This is a genomic window from Stenotrophomonas riyadhensis (genome assembly GCF_040256885.1).
In the GTDB taxonomy this organism is placed as follows: Bacteria; Pseudomonadota; Gammaproteobacteria; order Xanthomonadales; family Xanthomonadaceae; genus Stenotrophomonas; species Stenotrophomonas riyadhensis.
The window spans coordinates 3,258,186-3,280,404 of record NZ_CP155568.1; the positions used below are offsets into that span (position 1 = coordinate 3,258,186).

Genomic DNA, 22,219 nt, shown 5'->3' on the forward strand with positions numbered 1-22,219 from the left:
CAGCTGGTGGATCAGGGCAATGCCGGCCAGCGGCCGGCACTACCGACAAGCAGTCGAGCATGGCTCGACGCTACATAACCGGAGATCAGCGCTGCTCGGCGGCGACCAGTTCGGCCAGCTGCACGGCGTTCAGCGCCGCGCCCTTGCGCACGTTGTCCGACACGATCCACAGGTTCAGGCCGCGCGGATGCGACAGATCTTCGCGGATGCGGCCAACGTACACCGCGTCGGTGCCCGAGGCGTGGGTGACCGGGGTCGGGTAACCACCGGCCTCGTGGCGATCCACCACTTCGATGCCCGGCGACTGCTCCAGCAGCGCACGCGCTTCGGCGACGGTGACCTTGTCGCGGGTCTCGATCGCCACCGACTCGGAATGGCCGTAGAACACCGGCACGCGCACCGCGGTCGGGTTCACCAGGATGCTGTCGTCGCCGAGGATCTTGCGGGTCTCCCAGATCAGCTTCATCTCTTCCTTGGTGAAGCCGTTGTCCTGGAAGTCGTCGATGTGCGGGATCAGGTTGAAAGCGATCTGCACCGGGAAACGCTGCGGATCGATTTCCTGGAAGCTCAGCAGCTGGCCGGTCTGCTTGCCCAGCTCCTCGGTTGCCGAACGGCCACCGCCGGACACCGACTGGTAGGTGGAGACGTTGATGCGCTCGATGCCGTACTTGCGGTGCAGCGGCGCCAGCGCCACCAGCATCTGCATGGTCGAGCAGTTCGGGTTGGCGATGATGCCACGCGGACGGTTGGCGACCTGCTCCGGGTTGACCTCGGACACCACCAGCGGCACGTCATCGTCGTATCGGAACGCCGAGGAGTTGTCGATCACCACCGCACCGGCAGCCGCGAACTTCGGTGCGTATTCCTTGGACACGCTGCCACCGGCCGAGAACAGGGCGATCTCGACGCCGGTCGGATCAAAGGTGGCCAGGTCCTGGACCTTGACCTTCTGGCCGTTGAATTCGATCTCACCGCCGGCCGAACGCTCGGAGGCCAGGACACTCAGGGTACCGACCGGGAAACCACGCTCGGCCAGGATCGACAACATGGTCTCGCCAACCGCACCGGTGGCACCGACGACGGCGACGTGGAAACTGCGCTGTGCATTGCTCATGGGGGAAACTCTCACGAAAACGGGGATGGGAAAAAACACGCACGACAGCTGGGTTCGGGGAACCTCCTCAAGCGGGGCGCGCGGAGGTTCCCTATCGTTTCCCGGTTTTTTTGCCCAAAGTCACGCGCGCGGCCATCGCCGCGTCAGCGTTGATCGCGCTCGGCATGCGCGACGGGCCGCCGTCCAGGCCGAGCCCGGCAACCAGATTATCCACGGCCAGCTGTACCATCGCCGTGCGCGTAGCCAGCGAGGCGCTGCCGATGTGCGGAGTGAGCACGACGTTGCGCAGCGCCAGCAGTTCGGGGCGTACCTTTGGCTCGCCTTCGTACACATCCAGACCCGCTGCAGCAAGGCGGCCGTTGGCCAGCGCATCGGCCAGCGCGATCTCATCGACCAGGCCGCCGCGGGCGATGTTCACCAGCGTCGCCGACGTCTTCATCTTCGCCAGCGCGGCGGCATCGATCAGGTGGTGCGAGGCAGGGGTATACGGCAGCACCAGCAGCAGGTGATCGGACTGCGCCAGCAGCGTGTCCAGGTCCACATAACGGGCCCCCACCTCCGCTTCGGTCGCGGCCGGCAGCTGCGAACGGTTGTGGTACAGCACCTTCATGCCGAAACCGTGCGCGCCGCGACGGGCGATGCCCTGGCCGATGCGGCCCATGCCAAGGATGCCCAGCGTGCTGCCGTGGATGTCGGCACCGAGCATGGTCTGGAACGACCACTGCTGCCACTGGCCCTCGCGCAGCCAGCGCTCGGACTCGGTGATGCGGCGCGCGGTGGCCATCAGCAGTGCGAAGCCGAGATCGGCGGTGGTTTCGGTCAGGACGTCCGGCGTGTTGCTGGCCAGGATACCGACCGCACTGAGCGCGTCGACATCCAGGTTGTTGTAGCCGACACCGACATTGGCGATCACCTGCAGCTGCGCGGCATCGGCCACCTGCGCTGCGCCGATGCGCTCGTTGAGGGTGATGATGGCGCCGTCGGCGCTGGCCAGCTGTTCGGCGATCTGCTCGGGCGACCAGGCGGTGACGGTGTCGGTGATGCGCAGCTGCACGCGATCGCGCAGCGGCGCGATGGCCGCGTCGATCAGCGGCTGGCTCACCCACACGGTCGGCCGCGTGTCAGCCATCGATCTGCCCGGGAATGCGCGGGGTGATCGTGCCGACATCGCCGCACTGCGCGCGATGGCGCAGCGCCTGGTCCATCAGCACCATCGCCACCATTGCCTCGGCGATCGGGGTGGCGCGGATGCCGACGCAGGGATCGTGGCGACCGGTGGTGACCACCTCCACCACGTTGCCGGCGGTATCCAGCGACGGGCCCGGCAGGCGCAGGCTGGAGGTCGGCTTCAACGCGATCGAGGCGACCACCGGCTGGCCGGTGGAAATGCCGCCAAGGATGCCGCCGGCATGGTTGCTGGCGAAGCCCTGCGGGGTCAGCAGGTCGCGATGTTCGGTGCCCTTCTGTGCGGCGCTGGCGAAACCGTCGCCGATCTCAACGCCCTTCACCGCGTTGATGCTCATCAGCGCGGCGGCCAGTTCGCCATCGAGCTTGCCGTAGATCGGCTCGCCCCAGCCCGGCGGCACGTTGTCGGCCACCACGTCCACGCGCGCACCGACCGAATCACCGGACTTGCGCAACGCATCCATGTACGCCTCCAGCTCGGGCACCTGTGCGGCGTGCGGCCAGAAGAACGGATTGTCTTCCACCGCCGACCAGTCGAAACCGGCCGGGGTGATGTCGCCCAGCTGCGACAGGTAGCCGCGCACGGTCACGCCGAAGCGCTCGGCCAGCCATTTCTTGGCGACTACGCCGGCGGCCACGCGCATGGTGGTCTCGCGCGCGGAAGAACGACCGCCACCGCGCGGGTCGCGGATGCCGTACTTGTGCCAGTAGCTGTAGTCGGCATGGCCCGGCCGGAACTGCTGGCCGATGTTGGCGTAGTCCTTGCTGCGCTGGTCGGTGTTGCGGATCAGCAGCGCGATCGGCGTGCCGGTGGTCAGGCCCTCGTACACGCCGGACAGGATCTCGACCTCGTCCGCCTCGCGGCGGGCCGAGGTGTGCCGGCTCTTGCCGGTAGCGCGACGCTGCAGGTCGTGGGCGAATTCGGCCGCGTCCAGCGCCAGCCCCGGAGGACAGCCATCGATCACGCAGCCGATGGCCGGCCCGTGCGACTCGCCGAACGTGGTGACGGTGAACAGCTTGCCGAACGAATTGGAACTCACGGGCGCTGCGCCGCCAGTTCGGTGATGCGGGCGCTGTGGGCGATCAGCTCGCGGCATTCGACCGCGAAGATGCCCATCTGGCCAACCTTGAATTCGATCCAGGCGAAGTCGACTTCCGGCAGCAGCTTGATCAGGTGCTGCTCGGACTCGCCCACTTCACAGATCAGCAGGCCGTCCTCGCTCAGGTGCAGCGGGGCATCGCGCAGGATCTTCAGCACCAGGTCCAGGCCGTCGTCGCCGGCACGCAGGCCCATCTCCGGCTCGTAGGAGTACTCCTGCGGCAGGGCATCGGTCTCGTCGTTGGTGACGTACGGCGGATTGGTGACGATCAGGTCGTAGTGGCGGCCGGTCAGGCCATTGAACAGGTCCGACTTGAGCAGGGTGACGTTGTGCGCCTGCAGGCGCTCCTTGTTCTCCTCCGCCAACGACAGCGCGTCGTCGCTCAGGTCGACACCGTCCACTTCCCAGTTCGGGTAGTAGTGCCCCATGGCGATGGCGATGCAGCCCGAACCGGTGCACAGGTCCAGTGCACGATGCACGTCACGACCTGCCAGCCACGGCTCGAAACCGCACTCGATCAGCTCGGCGATCGGCGAGCGCGGCACCAGGGCGCGCGCGTCGCTCTTGAAACTCAGGCCGGCGAACCAGGCCTCACCGGTCAGGTAGGCGGCCGGGATGCGTTCGTCGATGCGACGCTGGAACAGTTCCAGCACGCGCAGCTTCTCGGCCTGCAGCAGGCGCGCCTGGCCGTAGGCCGGGCCGAGGTCGTGCGGCAGGTGCAGGCTGTGCAGCACCAGCTGGGTGGCCTCGTCCAGCGCGTTGTCATAGCTGTGCCCGAAGGTCAGCCCGGCTTCGTTGAAACGGCTGGTGCCGTAGCGGATCAGATCGATGATCGTGTGGAGTTCGGCGGCCGTTTCAGCGGTCATGGCGGTACTGCGGGCAAAGTGGCCCCCGATTATAGGGGCTGGCGCCCGCGGCGGCATCCGTTGCGGCGGAAACGATCGGGCCGCAGCCGGTATGATGGAGCCCATTTCGCGCGGGAGCCCCCATGTTCAATCGCAACGCCGGCATCATCCTGCTGATCGCCCTGGCGGCGGGGCTCGGCCTGCTGGCCGCCCAGCAGGTGTTCGCGCCGAAGCCGCCGGCCAACGCCCCGGCCACCGAAGCGATCACGCTGTACCCGCAACCGCGTGAACTGCCCGACTTCAACCTGGCCCAGTCCGACGGCACCCGGCTGATCCCGGGCGAGCTGAAGGGCCACTGGACCCTGGTGTTCCTGGGCTTCACCTTCTGCCCCGACGTCTGCCCAACCACGCTGGCCGAGCTGGCCGGCGCACAGAACCAGTGGGAGGCCCTGCCCGACAGCCTGCGCCCGCGCGTGCTGTTCATCTCGGTCGACCCCGACCGTGACAGCGCCACCCGCCTCGGCGAGTACGTGCACGGTTTCCACAAGGACACCCTGGCCGCCACCGCCGACGTTCCCTCGCTGGAACGTTTTGCCACCTCGCTGGGCTTCGTGTTCCAGAAGGTGCCGGGCAAGCACTTCGACGAAAATCCCGAGGATTACACCGTCGAGCATTCGGCCAGCCTGGCCGTGCTTGATCCGCAGGGCCGCCTGGCCGGCCTGGTACGCCCCCCGTTCAACGCGCCGGCGATTGCCCGCGACCTGCAGAAGCTGACCGAGAAAACCGCCCCATGAGTCTCACCACCGCCCTGACGTACGTCCTGCCCCACCGCCTGCTGTCCTCGATGGCGCGCTCGCTGGCGTACTCGGACGATCCGCGCGTGTCGCGCTGGCTGATCGACACGGTCACCCGCAAGTTCAACGTCAACCTGGACGAAGCGGCCAACCCGGACCCGCGCAGCTACGCCACCTTCAACCAGTTCTTCACCCGTGCCCTGAAGCCGGGCGCGCGCGTGGCCGATGCCGATCCGCGCAGCCTGGTGATGCCGGCCGACGGCCGCATCAGCCAGCTCGGCAGGATCGAGGCCGGACGCATTTTCCAGGCCAAGGGCCAGTCGTTCACCGCCGCCGAGCTGCTGGGCAGTGACGAGGATGCCAAGCCGTACAACGATGGCCTGTACGCCACCGTGTACCTGTCCCCGCGCGATTACCACCGCGTGCACATGCCGTGGACCGGCACCCTGCGCGAAACCGTGCACGTGCCGGGACGCCTGTTCAGCGTCGGCCCAGCGGCCGTCAACGGCGTGCCGCGCCTGTTTGCGCGCAACGAGCGCCTGGTCTGCCATTTCGACACCAGCTTCGGCCCGATGGTCAGCGTGATGGTCGGTGCGCTGTTGGTCTCCGGCGTGGAAACCGTATGGAGCGGCGAGGAGATCCCGGCCTATGGTGATCGCATCACCCGCAAGGACTACCGCGGCCAGGGCATCCAGCTGGAACGTTTTGCCGAGATGGCGCGCTTCAACTACGGCTCGACCGTGATCGTGCTGCTGCCGCCGGGCGTGGCCGAGTTCGCCCCGCAGCTGGGCGCCGAAAGCCCGGTGCAGCTGGGCCAGGCGCTGGCGAAGCTGCGCTGAGGCTTCGGTAGTGCCGGCCGCTGGCCGGCATCTCCGTTGATCCAACGCGACGAGCATTGCCGGCCAGCGGCCGGCACTACCGGTACGCGCGTTACTGCAGGGCCGGGGCCGGGCCGACGTCCATGCCGTCGTAGTCTTCCACGCCCTTTTCCGCGGCCAGGGCAGCGAATTCCTGGTTGCGGCGGTCCAGCGAGGCTTCGTCGTGGATTTCCACGCGCTCCACGTGCAGCACGTGGAACGGCGCGTCGCCCTCTTCCGGCTCCTGTTCGAACAGCTCGACGAAGCTGTAGCCCTGCGCCTGCAGGTGGTCGGCCAGTACCTGCAGCGGCTCGGCGCTGGAGTGGACGAAGAAATACCCCCACAGCAATGGGCCGTTGATGTCCCAGTCGGTGTTTTCGCGGAGGTTGGCGAACAGGTTGCGGGTGTCTTCGAGGTCCATGCGGGTTCCGGGGGGCGTGGGGATTACTTGTCGCAGCCCTGCAGCTTCAGCGTCTGGCCGTGGCGCAGACTGTAGGCCGGGGCTTTCAGGCCGTTGGCGCGGGCCAGGGTCGGCACGTCGCACTGGAACTTCGCGGCAATGGCGCCCAGGGTCTCGCCCTTGCCCACCTTGTGGCTGCGCACGGGTTTCGGTCGGGCCGGTGCCGGGCGTGGCGTCGCCACCGCGGCCACCGGTGCGGTCGGCACGCTGGTGGACGCTGCCGCATCGGCCACCGGCACCACGCCGCCCACCGCCACGCTGCCGGTATAGCTGGCCGCGGTCGGGCGCTTGATCGCCGCGTTCAGATCAGCGGTGATCAGGGTGCGGGCCAGGTCGGCACGCGGGCCACTGACGCAGTTGCGCTGGTACAGGCCAGCGATGCGGGTAGTGGCGTTGATCAGCGTGCCGGCCGGAATCCAGCCATCGGCTTCATAGCGCGGGTTGAGGTTGCGCAGCGCGCGCATGTAGCCATCACGGGTGCCGTGGCTGCCCAGGCAGATGGTCAGTTCGTAGATGGTGGTGGACTTGGCCAGGCGCAGCGTGGCCGGCTGCGCGCTGATCTTCGGGAACTCCACGCCGTACTGCTGCGGGTGCAGGAAGATCCAGGCCGCGGCGATCACCATCGGCACATAGTCCTTGGTCTCGCCAGGGAACTGGTTGTAGACGCTGTCGGTCCAGAAGCTCTGCCCAGCGCTCTGCTTGAACACGCGCGCGGCACGGCCTTCACCACCGTTGTAGGCGGCCACCGACATTTCCACGTTGTTGTTCAGTTCGCGCAGGCGTTCGTTGAGATAGCTGGCGCTGGCCTCGGCCGCGCTACGCGCGTCGAAACGGGTATCGAAGCCGGTGCCGTCCGGGCCCAGGCCGAAGCGGCGGCCGGTGGCCGGCATGAACTGCATCAGGCCAGCCGCGCCGGCACGCGAGGAGGCATGCACACGGCCATTGGATTCCTTGGCCATGATGCCGAACAGCAGTGCCTCGGGCAGGCCTCGCTTCTCCCACTCCGGCCACATCACCGCGCGCAGGTTCTGGTAATTCTCGTAGCTGGTCAGCAGCGCCGGGCGCATGTCGGTCAGCCAGCGGCGGATGCCGGCCTGCACCGCCGGGTTGTACTCGACCATGCTGTCGAAGGCGTGCCGCTTGTCGTTCAGCAGCGCGGCAGCGCGCGCGGCCTCCGGCACGTCGGCGGTGAGCGGGCCGATATGGTCGGGGTCGGCTTCCAGACGGTCGCCGCCCTCGTCGGCCACGTCATCGCTGGCAGCGGCATCGGCGTCATGCTTGAGCAGGCGCTTGTAGCTGGCCAGCAGGGTGCCCATCTGGCAGCCCTTCTGCTTGACGCAGTCGTTGAGGACATCCTCCATGTCCTCCAGCGCGGCGTCGGCCTCGTTGCTGCCCTTGGGGTCGGCATTGGCGACCAGCAGCAGCGCATCGCTGTAGCGCTTCTCGGCAACGGTCATGCGCTGCTGCAGCGCATCGACCTTCGCCTTGTCCCGGGCCGAAACCCGCTGCGCATGGGCGTCGGGCGCCAGGGAAACCAGGCCGGCCAGGGCCAGCAGCGGCCAACCACGGGAAATCAGGACAGGAACGGGCATTGATGGCACTGTGTGCGAAACAGGCAGGCAGAGTAGCGGCGCCGCCAAGGTCCGGGCAAGCCGACCTTCGGACCGTCACCGCCGGCGGTTAACATTGGGCTATTCACCACAAGGGCTGGACCATGGATCCGATTCTGCTCGGCAAAGGCATCACCGACGATATTGCCGTCACCCTGCTGCCGAAACTCGGCAACCGCCACGGCCTGGTGGCCGGCGCCACCGGTACCGGCAAGACCGTAACCCTGATGACCCTGGCCGAGGGCTTCTCGCGGCTGGGCGTGCCGGTGTTCCTGGCCGATGTGAAGGGCGATGTGTCAGGCCTGGCCGTGCCCGGCACCGGTGCCGAGAACCTGCTCAAGCGCGCGGCCGAGATCGGCGTGGCCGACTATGCGCCGGCCGCCAGCCCGACCATTTTCTGGGACCTGTACGGCAAGCTCGGCCACCCGGTGCGCACCACCGTCAGTGAGATGGGCCCGACCCTGCTGTCGCGCATCCTCGAATTGAACGACACCCAGGCCGGGGTGCTCGATATCGTATTCAAGCTGGCCGACGACCGCGGCCTGCTGCTGCTGGACATGGATGACCTGCGCGCCCTGCTCGGCCTGGTCGCCGAGGAGCGCAAGGACATCTCCACCGAGTACGGCCTGGTCAGCGCGCAGTCGATCGCCGCGATCCAGCGTTCGGTGCTGCGCCTGGCGCAGGACGGTGGCGAGAACTTCTTCGGCGAGCCGGCGCTGGAACTGGCCGACATCATGCGGGTCAACCACGACGGCCGCGGCATGATCGGCATCCTCGCCGCCGACCAGCTGGTGCTCAAGCCCAAGCTGTATTCCACCTTCCTGCTGTGGCTGCTGTCGGAACTGTTCGAGCAGCTGCCGGAAGTGGGCGACCTGGACAAGCCGAAGCTGGTCTTCATCTTCGACGAGGCCCACCTGCTGTTCGACGACGCACCGGCCTCGCTGGTGCAGCGTATCGAGCAGGTGGTGCGCCTGATCCGCTCCAAGGGCGTGGGTGTGTACTTCTGCTCGCAGTTCCCCGACGACGTGCCAGGCAACATCCTCGGCCAGCTCGGCAACCGCGTGCAGCATGCGCTGCGCGCGTTCACCCCGCGCGACCAGAAGGCGGTGAAGACCGCCGCCGAGACTTTCGTGCCGAACCCCAAGCTGGACGTGGCCAAGGTATTGAGCCAGCTCGGCACCGGTGAGGCCCTGGTCTCCACGCTGCAGGACAAGGGCGTACCGATGCCGGTGCAGCAGACGATGATCGCGCCGCCGCGCTGCCGGATGGGACCGATCACCGAGGCCGAGCGCGCCCAGGTGCGTGCCGGCAGCCCGGTCGGCACCCGCTACGACACCGCGATCAACCGCGAATCGGCCGCCGAGCTGCTGGCCCAGCGCGCGCAGAAGACGGTCGAGCAGGCGCAGGCTCCCGCCGCCCGCAGCCGCGAGCAGGACGAAGCGCAGGAAGGCGGTTTCGGCCAGGCGATCAAGGATGCGATCTTCGGCACCAAGCGCCGTCAGGGCATGATCGAGACCATGGCCAAGCAGACCACGCGTACCGTCGGCACCAAGCTGGGCAACCAGATCGTGCGCGGCCTGCTGGGTGGCATCTTCGGCGGCAAGCGCTGATCTGTCGCTGCCGGGGTCAGAGCCCTTTCCCCGGGAAAGGGATCTGACCCACGGGTCGGATCCCTCCCGCCAGGGAGGGCTCCGACCCCTCTCACCTTCGTCATCCAGAAAAGAAGTCGTATTGCATGTCCCGTTGGCGTCCCCCCGCAGAAAAAAGCACTGCCCTGATCACCGCCTCCGGCCATGCCCGGTTGAAGGCCGAACTGGATGAGCTGTGGCGGTTGCGACGGCCGGAAGTGGTCAAGGCCCTGGCCGCTGCTGCAGCGGAAGGCGACCGCTCCGAGAATGCCGAGTACACCTACCGCAAGAAGCAGCTGGGCGAGATCGACCGCCGCGTGCGCTACCTGACCAAGCGCCTGGAATCGCTGCGCGTGGTCGACACCACGCCGACCGATCCGCAGGCGGTGTTCTTCGGTGCGTGGGTGGAACTGGAGAACGTGGACAGCGGCGACACCAGCCGCTACCGAATCGTCGGGCCGGATGAGACCGATGCTGGCCTGGGCTGGATCAGCATCGATTCGCCGCTGGCACGTGCGCTGCTGAAGAAGCGGCTGGATGATGAATTTTCGGTGGAACTGCCCGGCGGCCAGTTCACCTTTGCGGTGATCGGGGTGGAATACGCGCCTGTGTAGCGTCGAGCCTTGCTCGACTGCCTGCCCTTTGTAGCGCCAGCGGCAACGGGTACTGGCGGCCGGCACGCAGCGGTCGGAAGTAATCGGTACTGGCGTAGAAGGCGGCATCCTGTCCTTCGTACCAACCCGGGATGCCAGCCAGCGGCAGCGGACGCAGCTGCAGGGGATCGGTCACAGCCCTGTGCTCGGCGATGGCGGCAGCCACCTCGGCAATGCTGGCCTCATCGTCCTTGCCCTGCACCACCACGCACTTGCCAACCAGCAAACGCCCCGGCAGCAGCGCCTGCTCCATCAGCGCGTGACCGAATACCGCAGCGATGGCGATGTCACCGCTCTGCCAGCATGCCGGTTCGAACAGCACACGCCAGTCGTGCAGGTCCCACGCGCGCAGCAACGTGTTGTCGCGCACGCGCACGATCACACCGGTTTCGTCGAACTGGGTCAGTGCCGCCTGCGCGCGGTTGCGCTGGCCCGGCGGCATGGCCTCGATATGCCGGCATTGCTGCGCATTGAGCGCCAGCTTGAGCTGCGGGTAGCGGGCCCACACCAGTGCATTGAACAGGTCATGCCAGTTGTCGGCGCGGGTGGCGATACAGCCCTGCGCGATGCGGGCTTCATAGTGCAGGCCGTCTGCCAGCAGCGTGGCATCCTGCTCGATCAAGTGCTTGCCGGGCAGTGACAGGCGCGCATCGAGCACGGCGACGGCCGGCCACTCCGGGCCTTCCAACAGATCACCAACGTCGCGCAACCCGGCAAACACCGGGTGCGCGAACACCTGCGGATCGACCGCCGCACGCGGCGGCGGCACGAAGCGGCGGACACCGCTGCCGTCACCGGCGGCGGCCGTCGCCGCGGTCACAGCATCTTGAGATCGAATGCCGGGCGGGTGGCGGCCGGCAGCGCGTCACCATACAGGTCGTGCTCGTCGCTCTCGGTGATTTCCACGTCGACGAACTCACCCACGCGCAACGGCACCTGGTCGGCGTTCTGGATGTGCACCAGGCCGTCGATCTCCGGCGCATCGGCCTTGGAACGGGCCACGGCGATATCACCTTCGATGGCGTCGACCAGGCACTGCTGCACGGTACCAATCTTGGCTTCCAGGCGTGCGGCGGAAATCTGCGCCTGCTTTTCCATGAAGCGGGCCAGGCGCTCCTGCTTCACTTCCTCCGGAACCGCATCCGGCAGGTCGTTGGCGGTGGCCCCCTCGACCGGCGAATAGGCGAACGCACCCACGCGGTCCAGCTGCGCTTCGTCCAGGAACGACAGCAGCTCTTCGAATTCGGCCTCGGTCTCGCCAGGGAAACCCACGATGAAGGTCGAACGCACGGTGATGTCCGGCGCGATGCGGCGCCAGTTCTGCACGCGCTCCAGGGTCTTCTCGACCGCGCCGGGGCGCTTCATCAGGCGCAGGATGCGCGGGCTGGCGTGCTGGAACGGGATGTCCAGGTACGGCAGGATGCGATTCTCGGCCATCAGCGGCACCACCTCGTCCACGTGCGGATACGGGTAGACGTAGTGCATGCGCACCCAGGCATCCAGCTCGGACAGGCCTTCGCACAGCGCCTTCAGACGGGTCTGGTAGGCCTTGTCGCGCCACATCTTCTCGGCGTACTTCACGTCCACGCCGTAGGCCGAGGTGTCCTGCGATACCACCAGCAGCTCACGCACGCCACCGCGCACCAGGCGCTCGGCTTCACGCAGCACCTCATCCACCGGGCGCGAAACCAGCTTGCCGCGCATCGACGGAATGATGCAGAAGCTGCACTTGTGGTTGCAGCCCTCGGAAATCTTCAGGTAGGCATAGTGACGCGGGGTCAGCTTGATGCCGTAGTCGGGCACCAGGTCCACGAACGGATCGTGCTTGGGCGGCAGCGCTTCGTGCACCGCTTCCATCACGCTCTGGTAGTCCTGCGGGCCGGACACCGCCAGCACGTTCGGATAGGCCTCGCGGATCTGCTCCGGGCGCTTGCCCAGGCAGCCGGTGACGATGACCTTGCCGTTCTGGTTCATCGCCTCGCCGATCGCGTCCAGCGACTCGGTCACCGCCGAATCGATGAAGCCGCAGGTATTGACCACCACCACGTCGGCCGAATCGTAGGACGGAACGATGTCGTATCCCTCGGACCGCAACTGGGTGAGGATGCGCTCGGAATCGACAAGGGCCTTCGGGCAGCCAAGGCTGACGAAGCCGACTTTGGGGTTCAGCTGGGACATGGAATCGCGGGACTCTGGGGGCCTGGGCCCCTGCCGCCATGGCAGGGGTTCCTGGGGGCCGGGGCCTGAAAGGGCGCCAGTATACCGGGGTTGGCTGCCTCGCTCTGAACGCCCAGTCGCCCGATCACGCACAGCCGCTGACACCGCGCTAACCCGCGCAGCACCGACAATGCAGTCCTGTTCCCCGCAACGAGGTAGATGACGATGGCCGAGTGGATCACCCTGGATACGCATCACGGCCCGGTACGGGCCTGGCAGGCCCTGCCGGAAGGTACCCCGCGTGGCGGGCTGGTGGTGGTGCAGGAGATCTTCGGCGCCAACCCGCACATCCGCAGCGTGGCCGAGCGCTTCGCCGCCGAGGGCTACGCGGTGCTGGCGCCGTCGTTCTTCGACCTGATCGACGGCCCCGATGCCGACCCCGACGCCCTCCCCTACAGCCCCGAGGGCGTGAAGGACGGCCTGGAACGGGTCGCCGCACTGGGCATGGAGAAGGCACTGGAAGTGGTCCGCGCCGCGGCAACCCGACTGGCTCCCTACGGCAAGGTCGGCACGGTCGGCTACTGCTGGGGCGGTACCGTGGCGATGCTGTCGGCAGTGCGGCTGGGCCTGCCCTCGGTCAGCTACTACGGTGCGCGCAACGTGCAGTTCCTCGATGAGGCGCCCAAGGCCCCGGTGATCTTCCACTTCGGCGCCCAGGACAAGAGCATCCCACCGGAGGCGGTCCAGGCCCACCGCGAGAAGCTGCCGCAGATGGCCACCTTCGTCTATCCGGCCGATCACGCCTTCAACCGCGAGGTCGGACATGCGTATGATCCAGACAGCGCTACCCTGGCGCTGCAACGCACCCTGGACTTCTTCTCGGAGCATCTTGGATGAGCGAATTCGAACTCGATTCACGCCTGGCCACCGATAGCGTGCTGGTGGCCGAAGGACCGTTGTCGCAAGTGCGGCTGATGAACGACGAACGATTCCCCTGGCTGGTGCTGGTACCGCGCCTGGCCGGGGTGACCGAGTGGATCGAGCTGGACGGCGAGCAGCAGGACAAGCTGCGCACCGAGCTCAACCGCGCCTGCAAGGCCCTGAAGGGCTCCGACGGGGTTGAAAAGATCAACATCGGGGCGCTGGGCAACATCGTGCGCCAATTGCATTTCCACGTGATCGGCCGCCATGACGGCGATCCGGCCTGGCCGGGTCCGGTCTGGGGCAGCGGGCCTGCCCACCGCTACGAGCCGGCCGCGCTGGACCAGCATGTCGCCTACTGGAAGGAAAGGCTAGGATATCCGGCCCACTCCTGAGCCCTTGCCGACCCGATGCGATTCAACCTCGTTGCCGCCATCCTGCTGATCCTGATCGGCCTGTTCATGCTCGCCAGCAACCTCGGCTGGACGCATCTGAACCTGTCCAAGCTGCTGATGACCTGGTGGCCGGTGGCCCTGGTGGGCGTCGGCATCGCGATGCTGTTCGGTCGCGGCAAATAAGGGTAGTGCCCGGCCATGTCCGGGCACGCGCCAGAAACGGAAACGCCGGGCATGTCCCGGCGTTTTCGATGGGTGATGACGCGAGCGATCAGGTCCGCGGCAGGGTCACGCCGGTCTGGCCCTGGTACTTGCCGCCACGATCGCGGTACGACGTCTCGCAGATGTCATCGGCGGCCGCCTGGAAGAACAGCATCTGAGCCACACCTTCGTTGGCGTAGATGCGCGCAGGCAGCGGCGTGGTGTTGCTGAATTCCAGGGTGACGTGGCCTTCCCACTCCGGTTCCAGCGGGGTCACGTTGACGATGATGCCGCAGCGCGCGTAGGTGCTCTTGCCCAGGCACACCACCAGGGTATCGCGCGGAATGCGGAAGTACTCGACGGTACGCGCCAGCGCGAAACTGTTCGGCGGGATGATGCATTCATCGCCGACGATATCCACGAAACTGCCCGGATCGAAGTGCTTGGGATCGACGATCGTCGAGTTGATGTTGGTGAACACCTTGAACTCGCGCGAGCAGCGCACGTCATAGCCATAGCTGGACGTGCCGTAGCTGACGATGCGTTCGCCGTTGGCCTGCTTGACCTGCCCGGCCTCGAACGGCTCGATCATGCCGTGCTGCTCGGACATGCGGCGGATCCAACGGTCACTCTTGATGCTCATGCTTTGTCCTGGGGGTACGAGGGGGCGCGAGGATTCTAGCAGGGGGCCGGCCTCGGCCGGCGGCACCGGCCTCGGCGCTTACAGCAGCGACGACAGGATCGGGATCGAGGCCCGCGGGCGCTTGCCGACTTCCTCGATCAGGCGCTGTGCGGCATGGCGGTAGGCCTGGGCCGGCGCCGAATCCGGCTGGGCCACGGTGATCGGGGTGCCTGCATCGCCCTGTTCGCGGATGCCGATCTGCAGCGGCAACGAGCCCAGCAGCGGCACGCCGTACTGCGCGGCCATGCGCTCGCCGCCGCCTTCGCCGAACAGGTGCTCGACATGGCCGCAGCTGCTGCAGGTATGCACCGCCATGTTCTCGACGATACCCAGCACCGGCACCTCGACCTTCTCGAACATCTTCAGCGCTTTTTTCGCATCCAGCGTGGCGATGTCCTGCGGGGTGGTGACGATCACCGCACCGGCCAGCGGAATCTTCTGGGTCAGGGTCAGCTGGATGTCACCGGTGCCCGGCGGCAGATCGATCAGCAGGAAATCCAGGTCGTCCCACAGGGTGTCGTTGAACAGCTGGGTCATCGCCGAGGTGGCCATCGGGCCACGCCAGATCATCGGCGTGTCTTCTTCGATCAGGTAGCCGATCGACATGGTATCCACACCGAACGCACGCAGCGGCTCGATGCTCTTGTTGTCCGGGCTTTCCGGGCGGCCGGACAGGCCCAGCATGGCCGGCACGCTGGGGCCATAGATGTCCGCATCCAGCACACCAACACGGGCGCCCAGCTGCTGCAGCGCCACGGCCAGGTTCACCGAAGTGGTGGACTTGCCGACGCCGCCCTTGCCCGAACCAACCGCGATCACATTGCGGATGCGGGCATGCGGCGTAAGTCCCTTCTGGACCTGGCTTGCATGAGGACGGCGGGGAGAACTGTTCACAACGAGCACCGGCGGGGTCAGGGGGAATAACCCAGCATCATACAAGCTGGACGCAACCTGACTGAAATTCAGGATTGCTACAGATTCGTGCACAGATTGTTAAGTTCATGTTACGTTCGATCCGCACTGTTTTGGGCTGCGGAGCTGGCATTTCCAGTCCGCGCGATGGCGCATGCGCAGTGCCGTTTTTGTTTTTGATCTCCATTGGAACTACATGAAATACGTAAGCAACACCGCACGTCGCAACACGCTCGCCGTCGCCCTGATTTCCGCTCTGATGGCCGCCGCACCGGCAATGGCCCAGGACAAGGCGACCAACCTGGACAAGATCACCGTCACCGGTTCGCTGATCCCGCAGACCCAGGTCGAGACCCAGACCCCGGTGATGTCCATCACCGCCGAAGACATCCAGACCCGCGGTTTCAGCAGTGTCGCTGAAGTGCTGCAGCAGTCCTCGCTGACCACCGGCGGCCTGCAGGGCGGCCAGACCTCGGGTTCGTTCACCCAGGGCGCCGAAGCCGCCGGCATGTTCGGCCTGAACCCGGGCTACACCAAGTACCTGATCAACGGCCGCCCGATGCTCTCGTATCCGGCGCTGTACAACGGCAGCGAAACCTTCAACAACATCAGCGGCATTCCGATCGACATCGTCGAACGCATCGAAGTGCTGCCGGGTGGCCAGTCCTCGCTGTACGGTTCGGACGCGATCGCCGGCGTGGTCAACATCATCCTCAAGGAGCGCATGGACGGCGGCACGATGACCGTCCGTGGCGGCACCTATACCGAAGGCGGCGGCAGCAACATCCGCTTCAGCGCTGCCAAGGGCATCAACGCGTTCGACGACCGCTTCCATGCACTGTTCAACGTGCAGATCGAGAACGGCAGCCCGATCTGGGGCTACCAGCGCGACATCACCCGCCAGAACAACCCGGTCGGTTACACCGCCCAGGTCCCGTCGAACGACTTCGCCGTCATCACCAACGCTGACAGCAAGCTGCTGATGATGGACCCGAGCCGTTGCGCCAACGTCGCCGGACTGTACGACGGCACCACCGTGGTCGGCCAGCGCCCGTCGGGCGAGTCCTGCGGTTCGGTGTACAGCGCCGGCTACAAGACCCTGAAGAACGGCAAGAACAGCGGCCAGTTCTACTCGTCGATGACCTTCGACGTGAACGACAACTTCCAGCTGTTCGCCGACGTGCTGTACAGCAAGGAAAAGACCGAGTTCACCTCCGGCGCCAGCGCCCTGTGGTGGGGCACCAAGTCGAGCATGGGCGGTTTCTACGACCAGAACTCCGGCAAGGTCGTGAACCTGCAGCGCTCCTTCGCTCCGGAAGAAATCGGCCAGGGCGACTACAACAACATCCTCAACTCCGATGAGAGCCGCGCCTACCAGGTCACCCTGGGCGGCAAGGGCATGGTCGGCAACTGGGATTACAGCGCCAGCTTCACCCGCGGCGAGTACCGCCTGGACCAGAACCGCTTCGTGCGCTGGAAGGACAAGATCGATGGCTTCTTCGGCCAGAACGTGATGGGCCAGCGTCTGGGCACCTACATCGACCCGAAGGACCCGGAAGCCAAGTTCGGCATCTACAACCCGAACTACGCGGCCTTCTACTCGCCGATCACCCCGGACCAGTTCGCCAGCTTCACCGGCTACGGCACCCACCGCAGCAAGACCTGGCAGAACCTGGGTCGCGTGCAGGTGACCAATGGTTCGCTGTTCAGCCTGCCGGGCGGCGACGCCGGCCTGGCCGTCGTGCTGGAAGGTGGCAGCGAAGGCTGGGACTATTCACCGGATCAGGCCTTCGTCAAGGGCAACGTGTGGGGCGCCACCGCTGTCGCCGGCGCCGGCCACCGCAGCAACTATGCGGTCACCAGCGAACTGCGCATGCCGCTGCATGACACGCTGACCGTCAGCGCATCGGGCCGCTATGACGCCTTCAAGATCGCCGACAAGACCGTCGACAAGGCGACCTACAGCATCGGCCTGGAATTCCGTCCGATCGAAAGCCTGCTGCTGCGCGGCAAGTACGGTACCGCGTTCCGCGCGCCGACCCTGTCCGATGCCTTCCAGGGCACGAGCGGCTCCTACGCATCCAACCAGAACGACTACTACCGCTGCAGCCAGCTGGGCTACGGCCTGCGTGACGAGGCCTGCTCGTTCTACAAGGGCACCTCGGTGTACAGCGAAAAGTCCGGCAATCCGGACCTGAAGCCGATCACCGCAGACGTCTGGAGCGCAGGTGTGGTGTGGGCCCCGGTCAGCAACTTTTCGCTGTCGGCCGACTACTACAACTGGAAGATCAAGAACGAGGTCAAGACCCTGAGCAGCGACCAGCTGCTGCTGGCCGAGTACCAGTGCCACAGCGGCCTGCCGAACAACACCTCGGCGAGCTGCCAGAACGTGACCGACTGGGTGTCCCGTGGCAAGGGTGGCAATCTGGAGCGCGTGTACACGCCGAAGCTCAACGTCGCCAGCCAGAACCTGGAAGCGGTGACCGTAGCGGCCAAGTACCAGCAGGATATCGGCCGCTTCGGCTCGCTGATGTTCTCCGGCAACTACACCAACATGCTGAAGCGTGAAGTGCAGCCGATGCCGGGCGCTGACAAGCTCGACCTGCTGAGCGATCCGTACAACATGTGGTACTACGACAACTTCGCCAAGGTTCGCGGCGATCTGTCGGTGGCCTGGAACATCGCCAAGTTCACCACCACCGTGTACGCCAACTACGTCGGCAGCACCCCGAACTACCTGGCCTATACCGGCCGCAGCTACGGCTATGTCCACTCCTCCGGCGCCAAGGCCGGCAAGTGGGGTTCGTACACCACGTACAACCTGAGCATGAACTACCAGGCACAGGACGATCTGGTCCTGTCGCTGATGGTCAACAACGTGTTCAACAAGCTGCCGGAAGGCCAGCGCTACAACTACCCGGGCAACGAATCGACCCCGTTCAATGACGGCTTCTACAGCGTCTACGGCCGCCAGATCTCGGCCCAGGTCAAGTACAACTTCTGATCCCGTCGTTTTCCGGACTTCGTGTCTGGACCAGGCCCCGCTTCGGCGGGGCCTTTTTTTTGGTCGCTCTCCCACCGCGGAGTTGGAGACAGCCGATTCGTGGTGGAACCTCCTGGCAGGCGCTTTCCCAGCGCCCTGCGCCAGGAGCAACCGGCATCTGCAGGTGGCGCCTCAAGCAGGGGCCAACGGCCCACCACGCGCTTGCGCCGCCGCGATCGGTGCCCGAGGAATCGGCTGAATGAACCGTTATGCCAGCCCTTCCGCCCCCGCTGGAAAGCAACTGTTGCGGACTACTGAAAGGCCTGTTTGCGCAAAGGGACCCGACTCCCACATTCAGCTACGCGTCATCCAGCCTTTACCTGCAAATCACAACTGATACTAAGTGACTGTAATTATTGCACTTTCATGTACTTTTGGAGTGACTTCAGAGACATTGCGTGACATTGGCATGCATTTCTCGTTAAGACCGTGTTAGGTTCCATGAACAACGCCCGTTATCTGAACTCAGATATAACGAGCGGACGGAACGGCACGCTTCACTTCAATAGGGGATCCATCACGATGACGTACAACCGCTCACCTGGCCGCCACCCGCTGACCAGCGCCCTGCTCGTCGGCCTGCTGGCCGCGACTTCGGCGCCCGCCTTCGCGCAGGAAGCCTCCTCCAACCCGGTCGATCTGGACCGCGTCAGCGTGACCGGCTCGCGCATTGCGCGTACGGGCTTCGTGACCTCTTCGCCGGTTACCGCCATCACCGCCGAAGAAATCCGCCAGACCGGCGCGCTGACCATCAGCGACCTGATGAACAAGATGCCGCAGCTGGCACCGTCGTTCACGCTGGGCAACTCCACCCGGTACATCGGTACCGCTGGCCTGGGCCTGATGGACCTGCGTGGCATGGGCTACGACCGCACTCTGGTGCTGGTCAACGGCCGCCGCCACGTCGGCGCCAGCCCGGGCAGCACCGCAGTCGACGTCAACACCATCCCGGTGGAGTGGATCGAGCGCGTTGAAGTCATCACCGGTGGCGCATCGGCCATCTATGGTGCGGATGCCGTGGCCGGCGTGGTCAACTTCATCATGAAGAAGAACTACGAAGGTTTCGAAGCCCGCGCCCAGAAGGGCATCGCGGGTGAAGGTGGCTTCAACCGCGGCTTCGTGTCGGCTACGGCAGGCACCAACTTCGCCGACGGCCGCGGCAATGTGGCCGTCGCCGTCGAGTACAGCCAGCAGGATCGTTTCGGCCGTGGCGACCGTTCGATCGGCCAGCGCTACGACGTGACTGTGCCCAACCCGAACTTCGATAGCTCCAGGCCGCCGAGCGAGAGCAACCCGCAGAACATCCTGGCCCGTCCTGGCGGCAACTATTCCACGTCCTATGGCGGCTCCTTCCAGGCCGGCGGTACGTTCGACTTCACCAAGCCGGAGACCTACAAGTACCGGTACCACTTCAATCCGGATGGCAGCTTCAGCCGCAACCGTTTCGATGGTCCTGTGGTCAGTCCGTCCTCGTGCGTCAACTGTGACTTCGCCGACCTGAATGCCGTTGCCGACCTGCAGCCGAAGTTCGATCGCGTCAGCGTCAACACCGTTGCCCACTTCGATCTGAACGACAAGCACCGCCTGTTCTTCGAAGGCAAGTACACCAAGACTGAATCGACCTTCTTTGGCCAGCCGGCTTTCGACAGCACCATCCGTATCCGACGCGACAACGCGTTCATCAGCCCGGAACTGGGCGCCCTGATGGATGCCAACGGGCTCCCCCAGCTGCAGATCGCTCGTTTCAACGTCGACGCCGGCCGCCGTGGTGAAGAAGTCAAGCGCGAAACCAAGCGCTTTGTCTTCGGCGTCGAAGGCATGTTTGGCGACAACTGGAACTACGAGGCTTCCGGCAACTACGGCGAGACCGAGATCAACCGTGTCAACGTCAACAACCGCATCAACGAGCGCTGGCAGGCCGGTCTGGATGCCGTGCGTGATGCCAACGGCAATATCGTTTGCCGCGTCGATCGCGATGCGAACGCTACCAATGCAAACGCCGGCGGCCGCGCCTACAACCGCAGCCTGATCGGTTCGGGCTGCATTCCGTTCAGCATCTTCGGCAACGGCGCTGTGCCGCAGGAAGCAGCCGACTGGTTCAATACCCGTTCGCACTACTTCGGCAAGCTTCAGCAGACCGTGTTCAGCGCATCGGTGAACAACAACGCGCTGTTCTCGCTGCCGGCCGGTGACGTGGGCATCGCCGCCGGTGTGGAGTACCGGAAGGAGAAGAGCCTGGAGCGCACCGATCCGCTGGCCGCCTCCGGTGCCACCTTCCTCAACGCCATCAACGGCGGTGGCGGTTCCTACAACGTGAAGGAAGTCTTTGCCGAGACCAACATTCCGCTGCTGGCTGACATTCCCGGCATCCGCCGCCTGTCGCTGGACGTGGCTGGCCGTTACTCGGACTACAGCACCATCGGCTCGACCAAGACCTGGAATGTCGGACTGGACTGGGAAGTCATCCCATCCCTGCGCGTCCGCGGCACCCTGGCCAAGGCCATCCGTGCTCCCAACATTGGCGAACTGTATGACGAGCAGTCGCAGAACTTCGCGACCATCAGCGACCCCTGCAATACCAACCGCACCAACCCGAACCGCCCCGGCACTGCCGGCGACCCGGCACTGCGCGCCGCAAACTGCGCAGCTCTGGGCATTCCGGCCAACTGGATCGACTCCTACAGCGCAAACCGTCCCGGCCTGAGCGGCGGCAACCCGGACCTGAAGCCGGAGCGTGCAACCACCAGCTCGATCGGCTTCGTCTGGCAGCCTGAGTTCTTCGAAGGCTTCGGCATGTCGGTCGACTACTGGCGCATCACGCTGAAGGACGCCATCGGTGCGGTTACCGCCGAAACCCTCGCCACCCGCTGCGTGGATTCGCCGGGGGGTATCAACAACTCGTTCTGCAGCAAGATCAAGCGCGCCCCGGTCGGCGGCGCAACCGGGGCCAACGGTGCCGAGTTCCCGGCATACAGCATCTATGACTGGACCGCGCTGCAGGAAAACCTGGCCAAGAAGCGCCGCACCGGCATCGATCTGGAAATGAACTACGACTTCGGCATGTTCGGTGGCCACACCAACCTGCGCCTGGTCGGTAGCCGCCTGCTGGAATCGCGTGAATGGGAGTTCCAGGACTTCCCGAGTGAGTACAAGGAACGCTCGAACTACGTGACCAATCCGCGCTGGCGCGGTCAGTTCACCGCCAAGTACACGCTGGGCAACTTCCGCGCCAGCTGGGACATGGTGTACATCCATCGCAACCTGCGCGTGTTCCCGGAGAGCTACAACAGCAACCCGGGTTCGCAGAGCCCGATCTGGAACCCGTCGTTCACCTACCACAACATGCAGATCGGCTACAAAATGGCTGATTCCGGTGTCGAGGTGTACCTGGGCGTGGACAACGTGTTCGACAAGGATCCGCCGGTCAATTACTTCGGCGCAGACCTCGGCTCGGCTTACTACGACAACATCGGCCGATTCATGTACATGGGCGTCAACTACAAGTTCTGATCCGTCCGAACTTGTTGCAACCCGCAGACCCGGCATTGTGCCGGGTCTGCTTTTTTGTGCGCGCGAAGCCCCCCTTGCGTCCGGCCATGACCTTCGACACCCTTGCAGGGCAGGCCGGCGGCGTATTGTTCGGCCCACGGCCGTCCCCGCGG

The 22,219-nt window shown here is 65.6% G+C and carries 19 protein-coding genes; 9 read left to right on the forward strand and 10 right to left on the reverse strand.

What is annotated here, in order from left to right; genetic code table 11:
* Nucleotides 1-85: 85 nt before the first annotated feature.
* From SriyCCGPB3_RS15265 to prmB, 4 genes are all read right to left on the reverse strand, one after another.
* Nucleotides 86-1,114: an aspartate-semialdehyde dehydrogenase gene (locus SriyCCGPB3_RS15265; RefSeq protein WP_110713006.1), complete on the reverse strand. Its 1,029-nt coding sequence runs from the start codon at nucleotides 1,112-1,114 to the stop codon at nucleotides 86-88.
* Nucleotides 1,115-1,205: 91 nt separating this feature from the next.
* Complete coding sequence (locus tag SriyCCGPB3_RS15270; RefSeq protein ID WP_153855808.1) at nucleotides 1,206-2,243, reverse strand: 2-hydroxyacid dehydrogenase; 1,038 nt, start codon at nucleotides 2,241-2,243, stop codon at nucleotides 1,206-1,208.
* The gene (gene aroC, locus SriyCCGPB3_RS15275; protein WP_005410486.1) at nucleotides 2,236-3,339 is read right to left on the reverse strand and encodes a chorismate synthase; all 1,104 of its coding nucleotides are present in this window, start codon (nucleotides 3,337-3,339) and stop codon (nucleotides 2,236-2,238) included. The genes SriyCCGPB3_RS15270 and aroC overlap by 8 nt, the downstream gene beginning before the upstream one ends.
* Nucleotides 3,336-4,265 carry a 50S ribosomal protein L3 N(5)-glutamine methyltransferase gene (gene prmB / locus SriyCCGPB3_RS15280; protein ID WP_110713009.1) on the reverse strand — a complete coding sequence of 310 codons (930 nt, stop codon included), beginning with the start codon at nucleotides 4,263-4,265 and terminating at the stop codon, nucleotides 3,336-3,338. Before prmB ends, aroC begins: the two co-directional genes overlap by 4 nt.
* A 122-nt stretch (nucleotides 4,266-4,387) precedes the next feature.
* On the opposite strand from prmB, the gene SriyCCGPB3_RS15285 reads away from it, so the two are divergent.
* Both SriyCCGPB3_RS15285 and asd read left to right on the forward strand, forming a co-directional pair.
* Complete coding sequence (locus SriyCCGPB3_RS15285) at nucleotides 4,388-5,038, forward strand: SCO family protein (RefSeq protein WP_006381470.1); 651 nt, start codon at nucleotides 4,388-4,390, stop codon at nucleotides 5,036-5,038.
* On the forward strand, nucleotides 5,035-5,877 hold the full coding sequence (gene asd, locus SriyCCGPB3_RS15290) for an archaetidylserine decarboxylase (protein WP_153855806.1): 843 nt from the start codon (nucleotides 5,035-5,037) through the stop codon (nucleotides 5,875-5,877). Before SriyCCGPB3_RS15285 ends, asd begins: the two co-directional genes overlap by 4 nt.
* 91 nt (nucleotides 5,878-5,968) lie before the next feature.
* Here the strand turns inward: asd and SriyCCGPB3_RS15295 are convergent, their stop codons facing one another.
* A complete protein-coding gene (locus SriyCCGPB3_RS15295; RefSeq protein ID WP_110713014.1) occupies nucleotides 5,969-6,316 on the reverse strand; it encodes a ribonuclease E inhibitor RraB in 348 nt (115 codons plus the stop codon).
* 23 nt (nucleotides 6,317-6,339) lie between these two features.
* On the reverse strand, nucleotides 6,340-7,947 hold the full coding sequence (locus tag SriyCCGPB3_RS15300; protein WP_110713015.1) for a transglycosylase SLT domain-containing protein: 1,608 nt from the start codon (nucleotides 7,945-7,947) through the stop codon (nucleotides 6,340-6,342).
* 122 nt (nucleotides 7,948-8,069) lie between these two features.
* Here SriyCCGPB3_RS15300 and SriyCCGPB3_RS15305 point away from each other — a divergent pair, with 122 nt between their 5' ends.
* Nucleotides 8,070-9,575: a helicase HerA-like domain-containing protein gene (locus SriyCCGPB3_RS15305; RefSeq protein WP_110713017.1), complete on the forward strand. Its 1,506-nt coding sequence runs from the start codon at nucleotides 8,070-8,072 to the stop codon at nucleotides 9,573-9,575.
* A 125-nt stretch (nucleotides 9,576-9,700) separates the two neighbouring features.
* Nucleotides 9,701-10,207 (forward strand): transcription elongation factor GreB, encoded by a 507-nt coding sequence (greB, locus tag SriyCCGPB3_RS15310; protein WP_110713018.1) that lies wholly within the window; start codon nucleotides 9,701-9,703, stop codon nucleotides 10,205-10,207.
* Here the strand turns inward: greB and SriyCCGPB3_RS15315 are convergent.
* Nucleotides 10,167-11,066: a DUF3025 domain-containing protein gene (locus SriyCCGPB3_RS15315; RefSeq protein WP_350259470.1), complete on the reverse strand. Its 900-nt coding sequence runs from the start codon at nucleotides 11,064-11,066 to the stop codon at nucleotides 10,167-10,169. The genes greB and SriyCCGPB3_RS15315 overlap by 41 nt on opposite strands.
* Nucleotides 11,063-12,424 carry a 30S ribosomal protein S12 methylthiotransferase RimO gene (gene rimO / locus SriyCCGPB3_RS15320; RefSeq protein ID WP_049436796.1) on the reverse strand — a complete coding sequence of 454 codons (1,362 nt, stop codon included), beginning with the start codon at nucleotides 12,422-12,424 and terminating at the stop codon, nucleotides 11,063-11,065. The genes SriyCCGPB3_RS15315 and rimO overlap by 4 nt, the downstream gene beginning before the upstream one ends.
* A 204-nt stretch (nucleotides 12,425-12,628) precedes the next feature.
* Here rimO and SriyCCGPB3_RS15325 point away from each other — a divergent pair, with 204 nt between their 5' ends.
* The 3 genes from SriyCCGPB3_RS15325 to SriyCCGPB3_RS15335 are packed head-to-tail and all read left to right on the forward strand — an operon-like array spanning nucleotide 12,629 to nucleotide 13,902.
* Nucleotides 12,629-13,300: a dienelactone hydrolase family protein gene (locus SriyCCGPB3_RS15325; protein ID WP_180853796.1), complete on the forward strand. Its 672-nt coding sequence runs from the start codon at nucleotides 12,629-12,631 to the stop codon at nucleotides 13,298-13,300.
* Nucleotides 13,297-13,719 carry an HIT domain-containing protein gene (locus tag SriyCCGPB3_RS15330; protein WP_110713023.1) on the forward strand — a complete coding sequence of 141 codons (423 nt, stop codon included), beginning with the start codon at nucleotides 13,297-13,299 and terminating at the stop codon, nucleotides 13,717-13,719. Before SriyCCGPB3_RS15325 ends, SriyCCGPB3_RS15330 begins: the two co-directional genes overlap by 4 nt.
* 15 nt (nucleotides 13,720-13,734) lie before the next feature.
* Complete coding sequence (locus SriyCCGPB3_RS15335; protein ID WP_180846270.1) at nucleotides 13,735-13,902, forward strand: LiaI-LiaF-like domain-containing protein; 168 nt, start codon at nucleotides 13,735-13,737, stop codon at nucleotides 13,900-13,902.
* Between the two features lie 88 nt (nucleotides 13,903-13,990).
* On the opposite strand, the gene dcd is transcribed toward SriyCCGPB3_RS15335, so the two are convergent.
* Both dcd and apbC read right to left on the reverse strand, forming a co-directional pair.
* Nucleotides 13,991-14,563 carry a dCTP deaminase gene (gene dcd / locus SriyCCGPB3_RS15340; protein ID WP_010483020.1) on the reverse strand — a complete coding sequence of 191 codons (573 nt, stop codon included), beginning with the start codon at nucleotides 14,561-14,563 and terminating at the stop codon, nucleotides 13,991-13,993.
* Between the two features lie 78 nt (nucleotides 14,564-14,641).
* The gene (gene apbC / locus SriyCCGPB3_RS15345) at nucleotides 14,642-15,496 is read right to left on the reverse strand and encodes an iron-sulfur cluster carrier protein ApbC (RefSeq protein ID WP_110714355.1); all 855 of its coding nucleotides are present in this window, start codon (nucleotides 15,494-15,496) and stop codon (nucleotides 14,642-14,644) included.
* A gap of 214 nt (nucleotides 15,497-15,710) precedes the next feature.
* Here apbC and SriyCCGPB3_RS15350 point away from each other — a divergent pair, with 214 nt between their 5' ends.
* Together SriyCCGPB3_RS15350 and SriyCCGPB3_RS15355 are read left to right on the forward strand one after the other, a co-directional pair.
* Nucleotides 15,711-18,518 (forward strand): TonB-dependent receptor domain-containing protein, encoded by a 2,808-nt coding sequence (locus tag SriyCCGPB3_RS15350; protein ID WP_350259471.1) that lies wholly within the window; start codon nucleotides 15,711-15,713, stop codon nucleotides 18,516-18,518.
* 561 nt (nucleotides 18,519-19,079) lie between these two features.
* Nucleotides 19,080-22,067, forward strand: coding sequence for a TonB-dependent receptor domain-containing protein (locus SriyCCGPB3_RS15355; RefSeq protein ID WP_350259472.1), 2,988 nt, complete (start codon nucleotides 19,080-19,082; stop codon nucleotides 22,065-22,067).
* Nucleotides 22,068-22,219: the final 152 nt, after the last annotated feature.

What these genes read in the sequence shown, in the direction of transcription:
- SriyCCGPB3_RS15295 (WP_110713014.1), bottom strand. Translation starts at nt 6,316, where the DNA reads ATGGACCTCGAAGACACCCGCAACCTGTTCGCCAACCTCCGCGAAAAC.
- SriyCCGPB3_RS15305 (WP_110713017.1), top strand. Translation starts at nt 8,070, where the DNA reads ATGGATCCGATTCTGCTCGGCAAAGGCATCACCGACGATATTGCCGTC.
- asd (WP_153855806.1), top strand. Translation starts at nt 5,035, where the DNA reads ATGAGTCTCACCACCGCCCTGACGTACGTCCTGCCCCACCGCCTGCTG.
- SriyCCGPB3_RS15325 (WP_180853796.1), top strand. Translation starts at nt 12,629, where the DNA reads ATGGCCGAGTGGATCACCCTGGATACGCATCACGGCCCGGTACGGGCC.
- dcd (WP_010483020.1), bottom strand. Translation starts at nt 14,563, where the DNA reads ATGAGCATCAAGAGTGACCGTTGGATCCGCCGCATGTCCGAGCAGCAC.
- SriyCCGPB3_RS15355 (WP_350259472.1), top strand. Translation starts at nt 19,080, where the DNA reads ATGACGTACAACCGCTCACCTGGCCGCCACCCGCTGACCAGCGCCCTG.
- prmB (WP_110713009.1), bottom strand. Translation starts at nt 4,265, where the DNA reads ATGACCGCTGAAACGGCCGCCGAACTCCACACGATCATCGATCTGATC.
- SriyCCGPB3_RS15335 (WP_180846270.1), top strand. Translation starts at nt 13,735, where the DNA reads ATGCGATTCAACCTCGTTGCCGCCATCCTGCTGATCCTGATCGGCCTG.
- rimO (WP_049436796.1), bottom strand. Translation starts at nt 12,424, where the DNA reads ATGTCCCAGCTGAACCCCAAAGTCGGCTTCGTCAGCCTTGGCTGCCCG.
- SriyCCGPB3_RS15285 (WP_006381470.1), top strand. Translation starts at nt 4,388, where the DNA reads ATGTTCAATCGCAACGCCGGCATCATCCTGCTGATCGCCCTGGCGGCG.
- SriyCCGPB3_RS15300 (WP_110713015.1), bottom strand. Translation starts at nt 7,947, where the DNA reads ATGCCCGTTCCTGTCCTGATTTCCCGTGGTTGGCCGCTGCTGGCCCTG.
- greB (WP_110713018.1), top strand. Translation starts at nt 9,701, where the DNA reads ATGTCCCGTTGGCGTCCCCCCGCAGAAAAAAGCACTGCCCTGATCACC.
- SriyCCGPB3_RS15265 (WP_110713006.1), bottom strand. Translation starts at nt 1,114, where the DNA reads ATGAGCAATGCACAGCGCAGTTTCCACGTCGCCGTCGTCGGTGCCACC.
- SriyCCGPB3_RS15330 (WP_110713023.1), top strand. Translation starts at nt 13,297, where the DNA reads ATGAGCGAATTCGAACTCGATTCACGCCTGGCCACCGATAGCGTGCTG.
- SriyCCGPB3_RS15350 (WP_350259471.1), top strand. Translation starts at nt 15,711, where the DNA reads ATGAAATACGTAAGCAACACCGCACGTCGCAACACGCTCGCCGTCGCC.
- SriyCCGPB3_RS15270 (WP_153855808.1), bottom strand. Translation starts at nt 2,243, where the DNA reads ATGGCTGACACGCGGCCGACCGTGTGGGTGAGCCAGCCGCTGATCGAC.